Below are 16,035 nucleotides of genomic sequence, written 5' to 3'. Positions count from 1 at the left end.
CCGTAAAACCGAAGCGTGACAGCGGTTATTCCAGCTGTTGTAATTCGCCACCCGGGGTGACGCGCCAGCGATGCTGGCAGAAGAACAGCAGCGGGTTATCCTGTTTGCTGTCGCTGTAACCGCTATACAGCTGTAAGGGCGTGCCGATTTGCTCTTCAAGCTGCACCACTTTTTCATGGCCGAGACAGCGCATTTTCAATATGCGTCCGCCTAAACCGGGCTGCATCTGGCTGGCGATGAGCTTCACCCTTGGTAGAAATGCGGAGTCGTAATAGACCTGCTCCACCAGCGACTGCGGTGAGCCCGTAATCAGCCATACATCGGCATCATCGCTACTAAGGTATTCACTGAGTCGTTTCTGCACCACGGGAAATGCTTTAACGCGTTGTCGAAACCACTGCGCGAATTCGGCTTCCAGCCGCAGCAGTGTGGCTTCAGAGCGGCCAAAGGTGATCGACCACAGCAGCAAACTCATCGGCCAGCGCGCGGCGCGTCCCTTAAACAATAAACCCGCGCCCACAACCGGCAGCAACGGCACCACCAGCAGCAGATTAAGCGGCTTGCGGCGCAGCAGATAGCGCATGAAGGTGCCAAACATGTCCTGTTGGTGCAATGTGCCATCAAGGTCGAAAAACACCACGCGACGTTGTATATCGTTGGTCAAACAACACTCCTTTTTACCTAATTGGCATCAACAGCCTCTATTGTAGTCATCTTCGTCCAACGAGGCGATGGCTGTCATTTTTTATTCCAGTGACTACAATGCGCATAGAATCATTTATTCCATGCGGAACATCCGCTAAATCATAAGGATTGAGCATGAGTTCATTGCTGCGCATTCGCCAGCTTTATCCCTCTCTGGCGCTGAACGAGCGTCGGCTGGCGGATTTTTTACTGTCACAACCGGATCGGGCACGGCATCTGAGTTCACAAAAGCTGGCGGAAGAATCCGGGGTCAGCCAGTCGAGCGTGGTTAAATTCGCACAAAAACTGGGATACAAAGGCTTTCCGGCTCTTAAGCTGGCGCTGAGTGAATCGCTGGCGGATAAAGATGCCATCACCGTGCACAACCAGATCCTGAGCGACGATCCGCTCAAAGCCGTGGGTGAAAAATTACTCACGGAGAAGCTCTCTGCGATTCGCGCCACGCTGGATATCAACAGTGAAGAGAAATTAAACGCCGTCCTGCAGTTGCTCAAGCGCGCACGCCGCATTTTGCTGGTCGGCATTGGCGCGTCCGGCCTGGTGGCAAAGGATTTTTCATGGAAGCTGATGAAAATTGGTATCAATGCGGTGGCGGAACAGGATATGCACGCGCTGCTGGCCAGTGTTCAGGCCATGTCATCTGGCGATGTGCTGCTGGCGATCTCCTACACCGGCGAACGACGTGAAATCAACCTTGCCGCTCAGGAAGCCGTTCGCGTAGGGGCGGATGTGCTGGCCTTTACCGGTTTTACGCCTAACACATTGCAGCAGTGCGCCACCCATTGCCTGTACACCGTGGCAGAAGAGCAGAGCACGCGCAGCGCCGCCATCTCATCTACCACCGCGCAGCTGGCGTTGACCGACCTGCTGTTTATGGCCCTGGTGCAGAACGATCCTGAGCGAGCATCCAGCCATATTCGTCACAGCGAAGCTCTGGTTAAGAAACTGATCTAGGCAGGGCGAATCGACATAACCGGACAAGAGGCCAGCCAGGCTGGCCTCAATGCTCAAGTGCTGAATGGCGCATTGCGGTTGCAATAACGCGCTGAGCGGCGAGATAAACACGGCGGCAACAACACTTCGTTTACCTGCATCATTTTTGTGATAAACAAAATATGCTACTGTCCTGCCGGCTGTCAGCAGGTGAAAAACAGCCAGAGTAAGGACGTCTCGCTGCCCTGTTTGGGACCGAACGTCTGAAGTAAGGTGCTGGCCCGTTCTCTGCGATGAACGTTGCCCGATACAGCAGCACGACCACAACGATGCCTTGATTAAGAAGCCGCGATGTCTCTACTGATTACCGAACGATGCATTAACTGCGATATGTGCGAACCTGAATGCCCGAACCAGGCGATTGCGATGGGTGAGGCAATCTATGAAATTGATGTGAGTCGCTGCACGGAGTGCGTGGGTCATTACGATCTTCCAACCTGTCAGCGCGTTTGCCCGATTGATAACACGATCGTCATTGATCCACAGCACATCGAATCACGCGATGCGCTGTGGGATAAGTTTGTGCAGCTGCACGGTTAACTTTCGATGATCACCGTTGCGCAAGCATAGTGACGCTCATCTGCCAGCGTGACATGCACATGCTGCACGCCAAGACGTTGCGCCACCTCGGCGGCATGATCGAAGAAACGCAGCAGCGGTTTACCCAGCGCGTCGTTATAAACTTCGAACTGGTTAAAAGCCAGCCCGCCCCGAATGCCGGTACCAAAGGCTTTTGCCGCCGCCTCTTTAACCGCAAAACGTTTGGCCAGGAAACGAACCGGCTGACGGTGCTGTTGATATTGCTGCCACTCGGCCTCGCTCAGGACACGCCGCGCCAGACGATCGCCTGAACGTGAAATCACATCGGCAATGCGTTCTATTTCGACGATATCGCTGCCCAGTCCCAGGATAGCCATTAGCGACGCGCTTCTCGCAGCAGTGCTTTCATGGCTTTCACCGCCTCAGGCAGACCACTCATCACGGCACGTCCAATAATCGCATGACCGATATTCAGCTCATGCATTTCCGGCAGGGCGGCGATTGGCAGTACGTTGTGGTAAGTCAGCCCATGACCGGCGTTAACTTTTAACCCACGGCTGGCAGCAAAGGTGGCGGCCTGACGGATACGTGCCAGCTCAGCGTCGCGCGCTGGGCCTTCAGGCGCTTCAGCATAGGCACCGGTATGAATTTCAATATAGGGCGCGCCGCTGGTCACCGCCGCCTCGATTTGGCGGTGATCGGGATCGATAAACAGGGACACCAGAATGCCCGCTTCGCTGAGCTGTTTCACCGCGGCGTTCAGCTTCTCCTGCTGGCCCGCGACGTCCAGTCCGCCTTCGGTGGTGACTTCCTCGCGCTTTTCCGGCACCAGGCAGCAGAAATGCGGTTTGATTTCACAGGCGATAGCCAGCATCTCCTCGGTCACGGCCATTTCGAGATTCATGCGCGTTTCAATGGTATCGCGCAGGATGCGCACATCCCTGTCGGTAATGTGGCGACGATCTTCGCGCAGGTGCACGGTAATGCCGTCTGCACCCGCCTGTTCGGCGATAAACGCCGCCTGTACCGGATCGGGATAATGGGTTCCACGCGCATTGCGAACGGTAGCGATATGGTCGATATTCACGCCTAACAGTAACTCAGCCATGACAATCCTCGGTTCATTATGGTCATTGCGTTGAGTGTACCGCGCAGAGATAAGGCCAGGCTACGGTCAGTGCTCTGTCTCGTCAGAAATAGTGGGCTTTTTTTTCGGGGTAAACTGGCGAAAAAGCTCCTGGCTTTTTAGCGGCTTACCGCCCAGGTAGGGTTTGAGGGCCATACGCGTGAAACGTTTGGCTGCGCGCAGGGTTTCTGCATCCGGGAATTCTCGGGTAAACAGCGCCTGCAGTTCACGCCCGGTGAAGCTACGCTGGTTCAGCACCAGGCTGGCAATAAAGCCTTTCTCTTCACGGTAGCTGTAGGTCATGGCTTCGCTGACCGGTTCACCGCTGCCCGCACAGTGCAGGAAGTCTACGCCGTAACCCAAATGACCCAGCAGCGCCAGCTCAAAACGGCGCAGCGCAGGCTCTGGTGATCCTTCGCCTGCCGCCAGCATCTGAATGCATTGCAGGTAGTCGAAAAACAGTTCAGAGAAGGGAATGTGCTGCTCCAGTACCCGAGATAACAACTCGTTAACGTACAGGCCGCAGTATAGCGTGATGCCACTGAGAGGTAATGCCAGGGAGACCGCTTCAGCGTTGCGCAGGGTTTTGACTTCCCCACGCCCGCTCCAGCGCACCAGTAAAGGCGTGAAAGGCTGTAAGGTGCCTTTCAGTTGGGAACGCCGTGAACGTGCCCCTTTTGCCAGAACACGTACGCGGCCTTCACTTTCACTAAACAGATCAAGCAGCAGGCTGGTCTCGCTGAAAGGACGACTATGCAGCACAAAGGCGCGTTGCCAGCCTTCCATTTAATCAGAGATCGTCTGTGTAACCCAGGCTGCGCAGCGCACGTTCGTCGTCCGCCCAGCCGGATTTAACTTTGACCCACAGTTCGAGATGCACTTTCGCATCGAACATCTCTTCCATGTCTTTACGGGCTTCGATACCGATGGTTTTGATTTTGGCGCCTTTGTTACCAATCACCATTTTCTTCTGCCCTTCACGCTCGACCAAAATCAGACCGTTGATGTCATAACCGCCGCGCGCATTCGACACGAACTGTTCGATTTCAACCGTGACCGAGTAAGGCAGTTCAGCCCCCAGAAAACGCATCAGCTTTTCACGGATGATTTCTGAGGCCATAAAGCGCTGCGAACGATCGGTAATGTAATCTTCCGGGAAGTGATGGTCAGATTCCGGCAGATGCTTACGGGCAATGGCGGCGATGGTATCCACATTTTTACCGGTTTCTGCTGAAATCGGCACAATATCGATAAAGTTCATTTGCTGGCTCAGGAACTGCAGGTGCGGCAGCAGAATACTTTTGTCCTGAATATTGTCGACTTTATTGATCGCCAGCAGCACGGGCACTTTGCCATCGCGCAGCTTGTTTAATACCATTTCGTCATCCGGCGTCCAGCGCGTGCCGTCCACCACAAAGATGATGAGTTCAACGTCACCGATAGAACTGCTGGCAGCACGGTTCATCAGGCGGTTAATCGCCCGTTTCTCTTCCATGTGCAGGCCTGGCGTATCCACATAGATCGCCTGGTAGGCGCCTTCCGTATGGATACCCATAATGCGGTGACGAGTGGTTTGCGGCTTACGCGACGTAATCGAAACCTTCTGCCCCAGCAACTGGTTCAGTAAGGTGGATTTACCGACGTTGGGTCGGCCAACTATCGCGACAAAGCCGCTGTATGTAACGTTTTCGCTCATTCGAATCCTGAGGTTTTAGCGCCTGTTAAAGCGCCGAGATAATACTATTCCAGACCAAGTTTAATCAGCGCCTGTTCGGCGGCTGCTTGTTCGGCTTTACGGCGGCTGGAGCCTACGCCCACCACCGGTTCTGCCATGCCACTCACCTGACAGTGAATGGTGAATTCCTGATCGTGGGCTTCGCCACGTACCTGCACGACTAAGTAACTGGGTAGTGGCAGATGCCGGCCTTGCAGATACTCCTGCAGGCGCGTTTTGGGATCTTTTTGTTTGTCACCCGGACTGATTTCATCCAGGCGCGTCTGATACCAGTCGAGGATCAGCTTTTCCACCGTCTGAATATCACTGTCGAGGAAAACGCCGCCAATCAGCGCTTCGACGGTGTCCGCCAGAATGGACTCACGGCGAAAGCCCCCGCTTTTTAATTCACCGGGGCCTAAACGCAGGCATTCTCCCAAATCAAACTCGCGCGCCATCTCTGCCAGCGTATTTCCCCTGACCAGGGTTGCACGCATACGGCTCATATCCCCTTCATCCACGCGTGGAAAACGGTGATAGAGCGCGTTAGCAATCACATAGCTGAGAATGGAATCGCCTAAAAACTCAAGACGTTCGTTATGTTTACTGCTGGCGCTTCGATGGGTCAGGGCCTGCTGTAAAAGTTCAGAATGTGTAAAAGTGTAGCCCAGTTTGCGCTGAAGCTTGTTAATCAAGATGGGGTTCATGCGATTCCAGTTCTGTTTTGCGTCTGTCACTCTGCATACCAAACAGGGCTGGAGAACCAACTCATTCTGTTTGGTGTGCAGTGGCCCCCCACCTGGAGGGCCACCCTTTTCACCTGACTGTCAGGCTATGGTTAGTGGATACCACCGATACGACTGAGTCGTACGCCGGTTGGCCACTGACCTTCTTGTTTTTCGAAACTCATCCAGATGGCGACCGCTTTACCCACCAGGTTACGCTCGGGAACAAAGCCCCAGTAGCGGCTGTCGGCGCTGTTATCGCGGTTATCACCCATCATGAAATATTGCCCCTGCGGCACGACCCAGCTGGCCTGCGGCTGGCCGGGCTGCTGATAGTACATGCTCGCCTGGCTTTGTGCTTCTGTCACCAACAGGATGTCATGCGTTACATCGCCCAGGGTTTCTTTGCGCGTGGCCAGACGTAATCCCCCCCGCATGGTGTCATTCAGCGGTAGCTGATAGAAACCGTTACCCGCTTCGTTACCATCAAACCCGCTAAACGTTTGAACAAATTTGCTGGGTTCAATATTGCTATAGGTGACGGGCAGCGCTTTGCTACAGGGCTTGCCGTTATCGCAGGCCGGATTAATGGTCAGCGTTTTACTGTACGGATCGTAGGTCACCCGATCGCCAGGCAGACCGATCACGCGCTTGATGTAATCCAGGCTGGGATCCTTCGGGTATTTAAACACCGCGATATCGCCCCGTTTTGGATGCCCGGTAGGGATCAGCGTCGTTTGCGTAATGGGATCTTTAATGCCATACGCAAACTTTTCGACCAGAATAAAGTCACCAATTAGCAGGGTTGGCATCATAGAGCCGGACGGGATCTGGAATGGCTCATACACAAACGAGCGCACAAAGAACACCACGGCCAGCACCGGAAACACCGATGCGGCGGTTTCAATCCAGCCCGGCTTAGGGGCCATCTTCGCCAGCGCTTTGCTGTCGAGTGTTCCGCCCGCCTGCGCCTGCGCCGCCGCCTGCAACGCACGACGCTTTGGTGCCCACTTAATACGATCGATCACCCAAAGAATGCCGGTAATCAACGTCGCTATCGCCAGTATCAGGGCGAACATATTAGCCATTTGAGATCCTTATTTGCTGTCTTTTCCGACATGCAGAATGGCGAGGAATGCTTCCTGCGGCAGCTCAACGTTACCGACCTGCTTCATTCGCTTCTTACCATCTTTCTGCTTCTGCAACAGCTTTTTCTTACGACTGACGTCACCGCCATAACACTTGGCGAGTACGTTCTTACGTAGCTGTTTAACGGTTGAGCGAGCGATAATGTGGTTGCCAATTGCCGCCTGAATCGCAATATCAAACTGCTGACGTGGGATGAGTTCTTTCATTTTCTCAACCAGATCACGTCCACGGTAAGGTGCGTTTTCACGGTGGGTAATCAGCGCCAGCGCATCAACACGTTCTGAGTTAATCAGAACGTCAACGCGCACCATGTCAGAGGCCTGAAAACGTTTAAAATTGTAGTCCAGTGAGGCATAACCCCGAGACGTTGATTTCAGACGGTCAAAGAAGTCGAGAACCACTTCCGCCATCGGAATCTCATAGGTCAGCGCCACCTGGTTGCCGTGGTAAACCATGTTGGTCTGAACGCCACGTTTCTCGATGCACAGCGTGATGACGTTGCCCAGGTATTCCTGCGGCAGCAGCATATGACACTCGGCAATCGGTTCGCGCAGCTCTTCAATATTATTAAGCGGTGGCAGCTTCGAAGGGCTGTCCACGTAGACGACTTCACCGCTTGTGGTTTCCACTTCGTACACCACCGTCGGCGCGGTCGTAATCAGATCCAGATCGTATTCGCGTTCCAGACGTTCCTGAATGATCTCCATGTGCAGCAGCCCAAGGAAGCCACAGCGGAAACCAAAGCCCAGCGCCGTTGAGCTTTCTGGCTCGTAGAACAGCGAGGCATCGTTCAGGCTCAGCTTGCCCAGCGCATCACGAAACGCTTCGTAATCATCAGAACTGATGGGGAACAGACCGGCATAAACCTGCGGCTTCACTTTTTTAAAGCCGGGTAAGGCTTTATCCGCAGGGTTGCGTGCCGTGGTCAGCGTATCGCCCACGGGTGCGCCAAGAATGTCTTTGATGGCGCACACCAGCCAGCCGACTTCACCGCAGTTCAGCTCGGTACGGTCAACCTGCTTCGGCGTGAAGATACCCAGACGGTCAGCATTGTAGACCTGCCCGGTGCTCAGCACCTTGATTTTGTCGCCTTTGCGCATAGTGCCGTTTTTCACGCGCACCAGCGATACAACGCCGAGGTAGTTATCGAACCAGGAGTCAATAATCAGCGCCTGCAAAGGGGCGTCCGGATCGCCCTCTGGTGCCGGGATGTCGCGAACTAAACGCTCCAGCACTTCAGGTACGCCCACGCCAGTTTTGGCTGAGCAACGCACGGCGTCGGTCGCGTCAATGCCTACGATGTCTTCGATTTCCTGCGCGGCACGATCGGGATCGGCGGCTGGCAAATCGATCTTATTCAGCACCGGCACTACTTCCAGATCCATCTCAATCGCGGTGTAGCAGTTGGCCAGGGTTTGTGCTTCAACGCCCTGTCCGGCATCAACCACCAGCAGTGCGCCTTCACAGGCGGCCAGTGAGCGGGAAACCTCATACGAGAAGTCAACGTGTCCCGGCGTGTCGATGAAATTGAGCTGGTAAGTTTCGCCGTCTTTTGCTTTGTAATCGAGCGTTACGCTCTGCGCCTTAATCGTAATGCCACGTTCACGCTCCAGGTCCATTGAGTCAAGAACCTGCGCGGCCATCTCGCGATCGGTTAATCCCCCGCAAATCTGAATTAAGCGGTCAGAGAGCGTGGATTTACCGTGGTCAATATGGGCGATGATGGAGAAATTTCTTATGTGCTTCATTTATAGGAATATCTTCACGTAGAGAATCAGTTAGAAACCTGAGCACAGACACATTCAGGAAGATCGCTCTTAACCCACAATCCTGTCAGCCTCATTAATGACGACGCATATTACACTGTTAAGGCCGCGCATAAAAGAATGGAACGTTGTGGAAGCGAAACAGTTTTTGGCGAGGCGCCATAATGACAGAAGCCGCAGCAAGTGCGGCTTGAGTGAGGATCAGGCTTCGCTTTCAACGCGCAGTGCATCCGGCGGCAAAGCGATGTTCAAAATAACGGGCTGGAATGCCTCGCGATCGCCAAATTTCATCGAAATACCTTTGGCCACGATAAAGCCCCCCACGCCGCCTAACAGCGCGCCGCAGGCCGCCGCGAGGTCGCTACCAAACAGCGCCTGAAACAGGCCGGCAAACAGGAACAGGCCAAACAGAGGCGTCATATAAACCAGCAGCGCGGAACCCAGCAGGCTGCTCTCTTTGATACCGAGTTCAACACGCTGGCCCGGCGTCAACGGCTTGCTGCTGGCGATCTGCATCACGTGCGCGTTCTTTGGCCCCAGCTTATTCAGCATATGGCTACCGCAGCCTTTACGTGCCTGACAGCTGTTGCAGGACGTTTTAGCTTCAGTGTGCAGCGTAGCGATGCCATCCTGCCATGCCACCACAGTGGCCCATTCTCTCATCATTTTTTTGCCCCGAATTCGACGCTGTCTGCGATACGTTTGGCCGTCACGGGCGGTAGTTCGCCGACGACCGTAATTTCGTTATTATCGCGTATTACGGTTTGCACCGTACGACGTCCCGTGCGCAATGTCTGTGCGGTGCTGTTTTTATCTGCCGGAGTGACATTGACCGCAAAGCTAAACAGGCCATCGCTGTAGAGCCGTGATTCAACCGATTTATTTAACGCGGGAATGGTGCGACGGCTTTGCGAGACCAGCGTCATGCCAGCGGGGAGCCAGGCGGGCTGCCAGTCTAACGAAACGTTATCGGTTTTAGTTAACGACAGCGACGGCGGCAAATTCGCTTTCTCCAGCCCCTGCATCAGATTGCGAACGCCATCATCCACCGCGAAGCTGATAACGCGAAACTGCTCCATCGTTTCACCATCCCGGTCAAGCAAATCGACCCGGAGCGGCAGCTTGGTATCCACGTCCAGCCAGACAACGTAGCTGTAGCGCGTGCCATCGCGTGAAACGATGCGCACTACGTCGCACATCTGGTCGGCAATGCGTGAACGGCCCACGGTGATAAAATCGTAGGCGGTATCCAGCTTGCTAAAATCAGCATAAATAATGGACGGTAGCGCATCCACAATGTGGTTGCCCGGTAGCGAGAAAGGCTCAATGCCAGGTTCAAAATAGCTGATGTCGTTGCCGCGTTGAATCACTTCACGACGCGGACCGTCCATCTGCAACACCTGCGCATAAACGCGATCGTCGATAACCGCATGACGATAGCGCAGAGATTCCATGCCAAGGCGGGAAACGTTAATGTAGGCGAATTCGTAGTTGAGGGTCTGGCTTGCCTGCTCCATCTGCTGCAATAACGCCCCAGACGCAGAAACCTGCGCTGGGGCGGCAGATGACCACAACAGGCTGCCTGCCAGAAGGCTGACGGCATACCATAGCGGCTTCATTACTGCTGCTGCATTCCTAATGACTGATTACCAGGGACATTGGCCTGCGCTTGTTTAGGCGCATTGGTTTCGAACTGCAGCTGATCCGCATGCAGACGACGCTGGAGTTCATAGTCCTGCAGCATGGCATTCACGCGACGACGTTGATCCTGCACCTGCTGAGTCGCATTACCGTTGCCAAAAGCATCCGAAGGCACGCCAAGGCTCACGGGAGAGGCTTTACCCATGACAGGTAAGGTGTTGAAGACCGGCGAATCAGAACTTTCGACGCTGCCGCTACCCGGTTGGTTATAGTGCTGAACGCCAACGATAACAGCCAGGGAAACACAGGCGGCGACACCAACCTGGGTAATCTGCGCCGCCCACGGGCGAGCTTTATGCCAGAACGGCATTTTTTCCCAGCGAGAAGGTTCGGGCTGTGCTTCGGGGATCAAGGTTGTGACGTTGCGCTGCGGCTCTTTTTCAATCGCAGCAGCGACGCGTGCAGCAATGTCAAAATGCAGGTGCTCACCCACGTCACCGCGCATGGTATCGCGGATAAGATGGTAGCGTTCCCAGCTTTTTTGTAATTCTGCGTCTTTGGACAGCGCTGAAAACAGCTCACTGTCTAAAGCCTCACCATCCATTAAAGCGGAAAGTTTTTCTTTCTGCATGCCTAATACCCTTCCAGTAGCCGTTATCACTGACGTTGGATAAGCGGTTGAACTTTATTATCAATGGCCTCACGTGCACGGAAGATACGGGACCTGACCGTGCCCACCGGGCAATCCATAATGACGGCGATCTCTTCATAGCTCAGACCGTCAAGTTCCCTGAGGGTAATTGCCATTCGCAAGTCCTCAGGAAGCGCCTCGATGGTACGAAAGACGATTTGTTTCAGTTCATCTGACAACATTAAGTTCTCAGGGTTCGAAATTTCTTTCAATGCGCCCGCACTTTCGAAGTTTTCAGCATCAATTGCATCAACATCACTGGAAGGCGGACGACGCCCCTGAGCGACCAAATAATTTTTTGCTGTATTCACTGCTATACGATACAGCCAGGTGTAAAACGCGCTATCGCCCCGGAACGAGTCCAGCGCACGATAAGCCTTGATAAATGATTCCTGAACGACATCAGGCACATCGCCTGAAGGGACATATCGTGAGACCAGGCTCGCCACTTTATGCTGGTAACGAATTACCAGTAAGTTAAACGCCTTTTGATCCCCCTTCTGAACCCGTTCAACAAGAACCTGGTCCGCTAACTGCTCGCTCATCCGAGGTAATGTCTCCCCAAATACTTTCTTATGCGTTAAGGAACTGCCAGCACACCGCTATTGAGCAAGCATGCGCTTTGAGTCATTGCGTGGCAAAAAGTTCACTCTCGGCCTCTTTTAAGCCACTTTGCGGCAAAATCACACAGTTTGTTCATTTTCGTTCAGTGTAACGCGCGCAAATCGCAGGCAGAGTAACCTATGACAACAGCTTTTTCATCTTTAAATCCTTGTAATCGATTAAGTTTGGTATAAAAAACCCGATTTAAACCTGCAAAACATTAACCTCTTGATATCACTAATGAATTAATTTTCAGACACGCATATTGCCGCGTTTGTGTTCAAAATACTTCACAAAAAATGTCCAAACGCTTATGCTCGGTCCATTCTTGTTTAGTAAATTAAACACTATGACAATTTTCTCTTCCTCTGATTATCAGTGTGATGTCCTTATCGTCGGCAGCGGTGCAGCGGGATTGTCGCTGGCATTGCGTCTGGCAGAGCATTATCAGGTCACCGTATTAAGCAAAGCGCAGGTCAATGAAGGCTCGACGCTGTATGCGCAAGGCGGGATTGCGGCGGTTTTTGACGAAACCGACAGCATTGATTCACATGTGGAAGACACGCTGATCGCGGGTGCAGGTTTATGCGATCGGGCCGCCGTCTCCTTTGTGGCCAGCAATGCGCGGCACTGTGTGCAATGGCTGATTGATAACGGCGTGGCATTTGATACCGATCCCCAGGCTGCAGGCGAGATGCGCTATCACCTGACGCGTGAAGGCGGCCACAGCCACCGCCGTATCCTGCACAGCGCGGATGCGACGGGTCGCGAAGTAGAAACCACGCTGGTAGGCAAAGCGTTGCATCATCCCAATATCCGCATTCTCGAGCGCACCAACGCGGTGGATCTGATTCTTTCGGATAAGCTCGGCCTGCCGGGCCCGCGCCGGGTGACCGGCGCCTGGATTTGGAACCGTAATCGTGAACGGGTTGAGACTTGCCGCGCACGTGCCGTGGTGCTGGCAACGGGCGGCGCGGCCAAAGTGTATCAGTACACGACCAACCCCGATATCGCCTCTGGTGATGGTATTGCGATGGCCTGGCGGGCGGGATGTCGCGTGGCTAATCTGGAGTTTAACCAGTTTCATCCGACCTGCCTGTTTCATCCCCAGGCACAAAACTTTCTGCTCACTGAAGCGCTGCGCGGCGAAGGGGCCTGGCTGGTGCGGCCCGACGGCTCGCGTTTTATGCCCGACTTCGATGCGCGCGCTGAACTGGCGCCGCGCGATATTGTCGCCCGCGCCATCGATCACGAGATGAAACGCCTTGGCGTTGACTGTATGTATCTGGATATCAGCCATCAGCCTGAAGCCTTTGTGCGTTCACACTTCCCGATGATCTACGAAAAACTGCTGACCTTTGGTTTCGATCTGACCAAAGACAGGATCCCGGTGGTGCCTGCCGCGCACTACACCTGCGGCGGCGTCATGGTCAACGCGCAGGGCCGCACCGATATCAACGGCCTGTATGCCATCGGTGAAGTCAGCTACACCGGCCTGCACGGTGCCAATCGCATGGCCTCCAACTCGCTGCTCGAATGCCTTGTATATGGCTGGTCGGCAGCAGAGGATCTGCTGGGTGTTTTACCGGAGGTCGAGGCCGTTGATAACCTGCCGGCCTGGGACGACAGCCAGGTGGATGATGCCGATGAACGGGTGGTAATTCAGCATAACTGGCATGAGCTGCGGCTGTTTATGTGGGACTACGTGGGCATTGTCCGCACCACCAAACGGCTGGAGCGGGCACTGCGCCGCATTACCCTGCTGCAACAGGAGATAGACGAGTATTACCATCATTTCCGCCTGTCCAATAACCTGCTGGAGCTGCGTAACCTGGTGCAGGTAGCTGAGCTGATGGTGCGCTGTGCACTACAGAGAAAAGAGAGCCGCGGGCTGCATTTTATCCGCGACTATCCGGATTTGCTCCCTGAGGCCCAGCCTACCGTGCTGCAACCGGGTCAGGACATAAACAAATAGAAGTCACGCGTCAGGCTTTGCCAGGCGTCTGAGTACTGCCTGTCTGCATCGCGAATAGCCAACCGCTCAAACAGGGTTTCGCCGGGGCTGGGAGAAAAGCCCAGCAGAACCCGATGCGGGGGACGATGTGCGTACTCTGCTACATCAAAACGAAAGCGTAAGTGCCAGCCGTCAGCCTGTGCCAGCGCGATAACCTGCTGCCCTGTCGCTTCGGGTAAGACCACACAGAAAAATCCCTCTTCTTCGATCAGCGCGGCCGCACAGCGCAATAACGTCTGATGATCTAATGAACCGGTGGCACGTGCGCTGTCTCTAGCCGGGGTTGCGCAGGCCACACCGGGATCAAAGTAAGGAGGATTACTGACGATAAGCGAGTAACGCGCTTCGCAGTTTTCAGCCCACTGGGCGATATCCTGTTGATGAACCTGCATACGCGCTGCCCACGGCGACTGCTGGATGTTTTCATGCGCCTGCTGTGCGGCGTCCGGATCTAACTCTACGGCATCCACGTCGACATTCGACGGAGTACGCTGGGCCAGCATCAGGGCTATCAGGCCCGAACCGGTGCCGATATCGAGAATCCGCTTCACCCCGGCGACCGGTGCCCATGCGCCCAGCAAAATACCATCTGTGCCGACCTTCATCGCACAGCGGTCATGTGCAACAAAAAACTGCTTGAAGGTAAAACCGTTCTTTTTTAATTGTGGCCGCGCCTGCGGCTTGTCCTGCATCATACTCAGCGACCATTCACCTTTTATCCTGCCGTACGGCAAGGCGTAAGTGTAACGTGGTGGGTTGGGGAATTCACGCCGTTGACGTAATCTGGCGCAGTCAATACCGATAAACAGATGAAGATTATGTTCGATCTGTCTATAATCAGCGCCCCAAACTGAGGTAGAACATGACCGTAACCACATTTTCCGAACTTGAACTCGACGAAAGCCTGCTTGAAGCGCTGCAGGAGAAAGGCTATACGCGCCCGACAGCAATTCAGGCTGCTGCCATTCCCCCCGCGCTGGAGGGCCGCGACGTTCTGGGTTCGGCACCTACCGGGACCGGGAAAACCGCCGCGTATTTATTACCGGTGTTGCAGCACCTGCTCGATTTTCCGCGCAAGAAGTCTGGCCCGCCGCGTATTTTAATTTTAACGCCAACCCGTGAGCTGGCCATGCAGGTTGCCGACCAGGCACGGGAACTGGCGAAACACACGCATCTGGATATCGCCACCATCACTGGCGGCGTGGCCTTCATGAACCACGCTGAAGTGTTTAGCGAAAATCAGGATGTTGTGGTTGCCACCACTGGTCGTCTGCTGCAATACATTAAAGAAGAAAACTTTGACTGCCGCGCTGTAGAAACGCTGATCCTGGATGAAGCCGACCGCATGCTGGACATGGGCTTTGCTCAGGATATTGAAACCATCGCGGGCGAAACGCGCTGGCGCAAACAGACGATGCTGTTTTCTGCCACGCTGGAAGGCGAGCATATCAAGGATTTTGCCGAGCGCCTGCTGAATGAACCGGTTGAACTGGAAGCCGATCCCAGCCGTCGCGAGCGTAAGAAGATCCAGCAGTGGTATCACCGCGCCGACGATCTTGAGCACAAGACAAAGCTGCTGGTTCATCTGTTAAAGCAGCCGGAAGTGACCCGTTCAATTGTGTTTGTGCGCAAGCGCGAACGTCTGCACGAGCTGGTCAGTTGGCTGCATGATGCCGGTATCCGCACCAGCTACCTTGAAGGTGAAATGGTGCAGGCTAAACGCAATGAGGCGATTAAACGCCTGGTCGAGGGCCGCGTCAATGTGCTGGTGGCGACCGATATTGCCGCACGCGGCATTGACGTCGACGATGTCAGCCACGTCATCAACTTCGATATGCCGCGCACCGCTGACACCTATTTGCACCGCATTGGCCGTACTGGCCGGGCCGGTCGTAAAGGTATCGCGATTTCGCTGGTTGAAGCACACGACCATCTGCTGCTCGGTAAAGTCAGCCGCTACGTTGATGAACCGATTAAAGCCCGGGTGATTGACGAGCTGCGTCCTGTTACGCGCGCGCCTTCGGCGAAAACGACGGGAAAACCGTCGAAAAAGGCGCTTGCCAAGCGTGCAGAGAAAAAAGCGAAAGAAGAAGAGAAACCGCGGGTTAAAAAGCGTCACCGTGACCTCAAAAACGTGGGCAAGCGTCGCAAGCCGAGCGGCAGTACGCCGGGCAGCGAGAGTGCGGAATAAATCAGCACGGACTTAAAAAAATCGCCTCCAGTGAGGCGATTTTTGTTTTTATAAGGCCTGTAAATACGCGTTTAGCGTGATTTTAGCATCGAACAGGTGACGCTGGCCTGCCAGCCCAAACGCGCGCTTACCCAATAAAATCTATCATGTTGTTAACATTGATAAATTTCGCAGACA

Annotated in this window: 17 protein-coding genes; 4 read left to right on the top strand and 13 right to left on the bottom strand. The window is 54.3% G+C overall.

Annotated elements, in window-relative coordinates:
* Positions 1-25: 25 nt before the first annotated feature.
* Entirely contained in the window at positions 26-664 is a 639-nt protein-coding gene (gene yfhb / locus P9J57_RS05585) for a phosphatidylglycerophosphatase C (protein WP_013026761.1), read from the bottom strand.
* A 155-nt stretch (positions 665-819) separates the two neighbouring features.
* Between yfhb and P9J57_RS05580 the strand changes: the two genes are divergently transcribed.
* Positions 820-1,659 carry a MurR/RpiR family transcriptional regulator gene (locus P9J57_RS05580; protein ID WP_014594334.1) on the top strand — a complete coding sequence of 280 codons (840 nt, stop codon included), beginning with the start codon at positions 820-822 and terminating at the stop codon, positions 1,657-1,659.
* Between the two features lie 330 nt (positions 1,660-1,989).
* On the top strand, positions 1,990-2,238 hold the full coding sequence (locus P9J57_RS05575) for a YfhL family 4Fe-4S dicluster ferredoxin (RefSeq protein WP_013026763.1): 249 nt from the start codon (positions 1,990-1,992) through the stop codon (positions 2,236-2,238).
* Here P9J57_RS05575 and acpS read toward each other — a convergent pair.
* From acpS to rpoE, 11 genes are all read right to left on the bottom strand, one after another.
* Entirely contained in the window at positions 2,235-2,615 is a 381-nt protein-coding gene (gene acpS, locus P9J57_RS05570; protein ID WP_006120525.1) for a holo-ACP synthase, read from the bottom strand. The two genes, P9J57_RS05575 and acpS, sit on opposite strands and share 4 nt — an antisense overlap.
* Positions 2,615-3,346, bottom strand: a complete 732-nt coding sequence (gene pdxJ, locus P9J57_RS05565) for a pyridoxine 5'-phosphate synthase (RefSeq protein ID WP_014605257.1) — start codon at positions 3,344-3,346, stop codon at positions 2,615-2,617. The genes acpS and pdxJ overlap by 1 nt, the downstream gene beginning before the upstream one ends.
* Positions 3,347-3,412: 66 nt before the next feature.
* Positions 3,413-4,150 carry a DNA repair protein RecO gene (gene recO, locus P9J57_RS05560; RefSeq protein ID WP_013026765.1) on the bottom strand — a complete coding sequence of 246 codons (738 nt, stop codon included), beginning with the start codon at positions 4,148-4,150 and terminating at the stop codon, positions 3,413-3,415.
* A 4-nt stretch (positions 4,151-4,154) separates the two neighbouring features.
* Positions 4,155-5,060, bottom strand: coding sequence for a GTPase Era (era, locus tag P9J57_RS05555; RefSeq protein ID WP_013026766.1), 906 nt, complete (start codon positions 5,058-5,060; stop codon positions 4,155-4,157).
* A gap of 44 nt (positions 5,061-5,104) precedes the next feature.
* Positions 5,105-5,785 (bottom strand): ribonuclease III, encoded by a 681-nt coding sequence (rnc, locus tag P9J57_RS05550; RefSeq protein WP_014594336.1) that lies wholly within the window; start codon positions 5,783-5,785, stop codon positions 5,105-5,107.
* A 131-nt stretch (positions 5,786-5,916) separates the two neighbouring features.
* Entirely contained in the window at positions 5,917-6,891 is a 975-nt protein-coding gene (gene lepB, locus P9J57_RS05545; RefSeq protein WP_014594337.1) for a signal peptidase I, read from the bottom strand.
* A 9-nt stretch (positions 6,892-6,900) separates the two neighbouring features.
* Entirely contained in the window at positions 6,901-8,700 is a 1,800-nt protein-coding gene (gene lepA, locus P9J57_RS05540) for a translation elongation factor 4 (protein WP_013026769.1), read from the bottom strand.
* Between the two features lie 219 nt (positions 8,701-8,919).
* A complete protein-coding gene (rseC, locus tag P9J57_RS05535) occupies positions 8,920-9,384 on the bottom strand; it encodes a SoxR-reducing system protein RseC (protein WP_013026770.1) in 465 nt (154 codons plus the stop codon).
* The gene (gene rseB, locus P9J57_RS05530; RefSeq protein ID WP_014594338.1) at positions 9,381-10,337 is read right to left on the bottom strand and encodes a sigma-E factor regulatory protein RseB; all 957 of its coding nucleotides are present in this window, start codon (positions 10,335-10,337) and stop codon (positions 9,381-9,383) included. The genes rseC and rseB overlap by 4 nt, the downstream gene beginning before the upstream one ends.
* The gene (gene rseA / locus P9J57_RS05525) at positions 10,337-10,990 is read right to left on the bottom strand and encodes an anti-sigma-E factor RseA (RefSeq protein ID WP_014594339.1); all 654 of its coding nucleotides are present in this window, start codon (positions 10,988-10,990) and stop codon (positions 10,337-10,339) included. Before rseA ends, rseB begins: the two co-directional genes overlap by 1 nt.
* A gap of 26 nt (positions 10,991-11,016) precedes the next feature.
* Positions 11,017-11,595, bottom strand: a complete 579-nt coding sequence (gene rpoE / locus P9J57_RS05520; protein WP_006120509.1) for an RNA polymerase sigma factor RpoE — start codon at positions 11,593-11,595, stop codon at positions 11,017-11,019.
* 371 nt (positions 11,596-11,966) lie between these two features.
* Between rpoE and nadB the strand changes: the two genes are divergently transcribed.
* Positions 11,967-13,628: an L-aspartate oxidase gene (gene nadB / locus P9J57_RS05515; RefSeq protein WP_483279419.1), complete on the top strand. Its 1,662-nt coding sequence runs from the start codon at positions 11,967-11,969 to the stop codon at positions 13,626-13,628.
* Here nadB and trmN read toward each other — a convergent pair.
* A complete protein-coding gene (trmN, locus tag P9J57_RS05510; RefSeq protein WP_014605254.1) occupies positions 13,610-14,362 on the bottom strand; it encodes a tRNA(1)(Val) (adenine(37)-N(6))-methyltransferase TrmN in 753 nt (250 codons plus the stop codon). The genes nadB and trmN overlap by 19 nt on opposite strands.
* Positions 14,363-14,529: 167 nt before the next feature.
* Here trmN and srmB point away from each other — a divergent pair, with 167 nt between their 5' ends.
* Positions 14,530-15,858 carry an ATP-dependent RNA helicase SrmB gene (gene srmB, locus P9J57_RS05505; protein ID WP_014594342.1) on the top strand — a complete coding sequence of 443 codons (1,329 nt, stop codon included), beginning with the start codon at positions 14,530-14,532 and terminating at the stop codon, positions 15,856-15,858.
* The last annotated feature ends 177 nt before the right edge of the window (positions 15,859-16,035 follow it).

Source organism: Pantoea sp. nfd-35, assembly GCF_056892255.1.
This window is presented reverse-complemented; position numbering and strand designations above follow the sequence as displayed.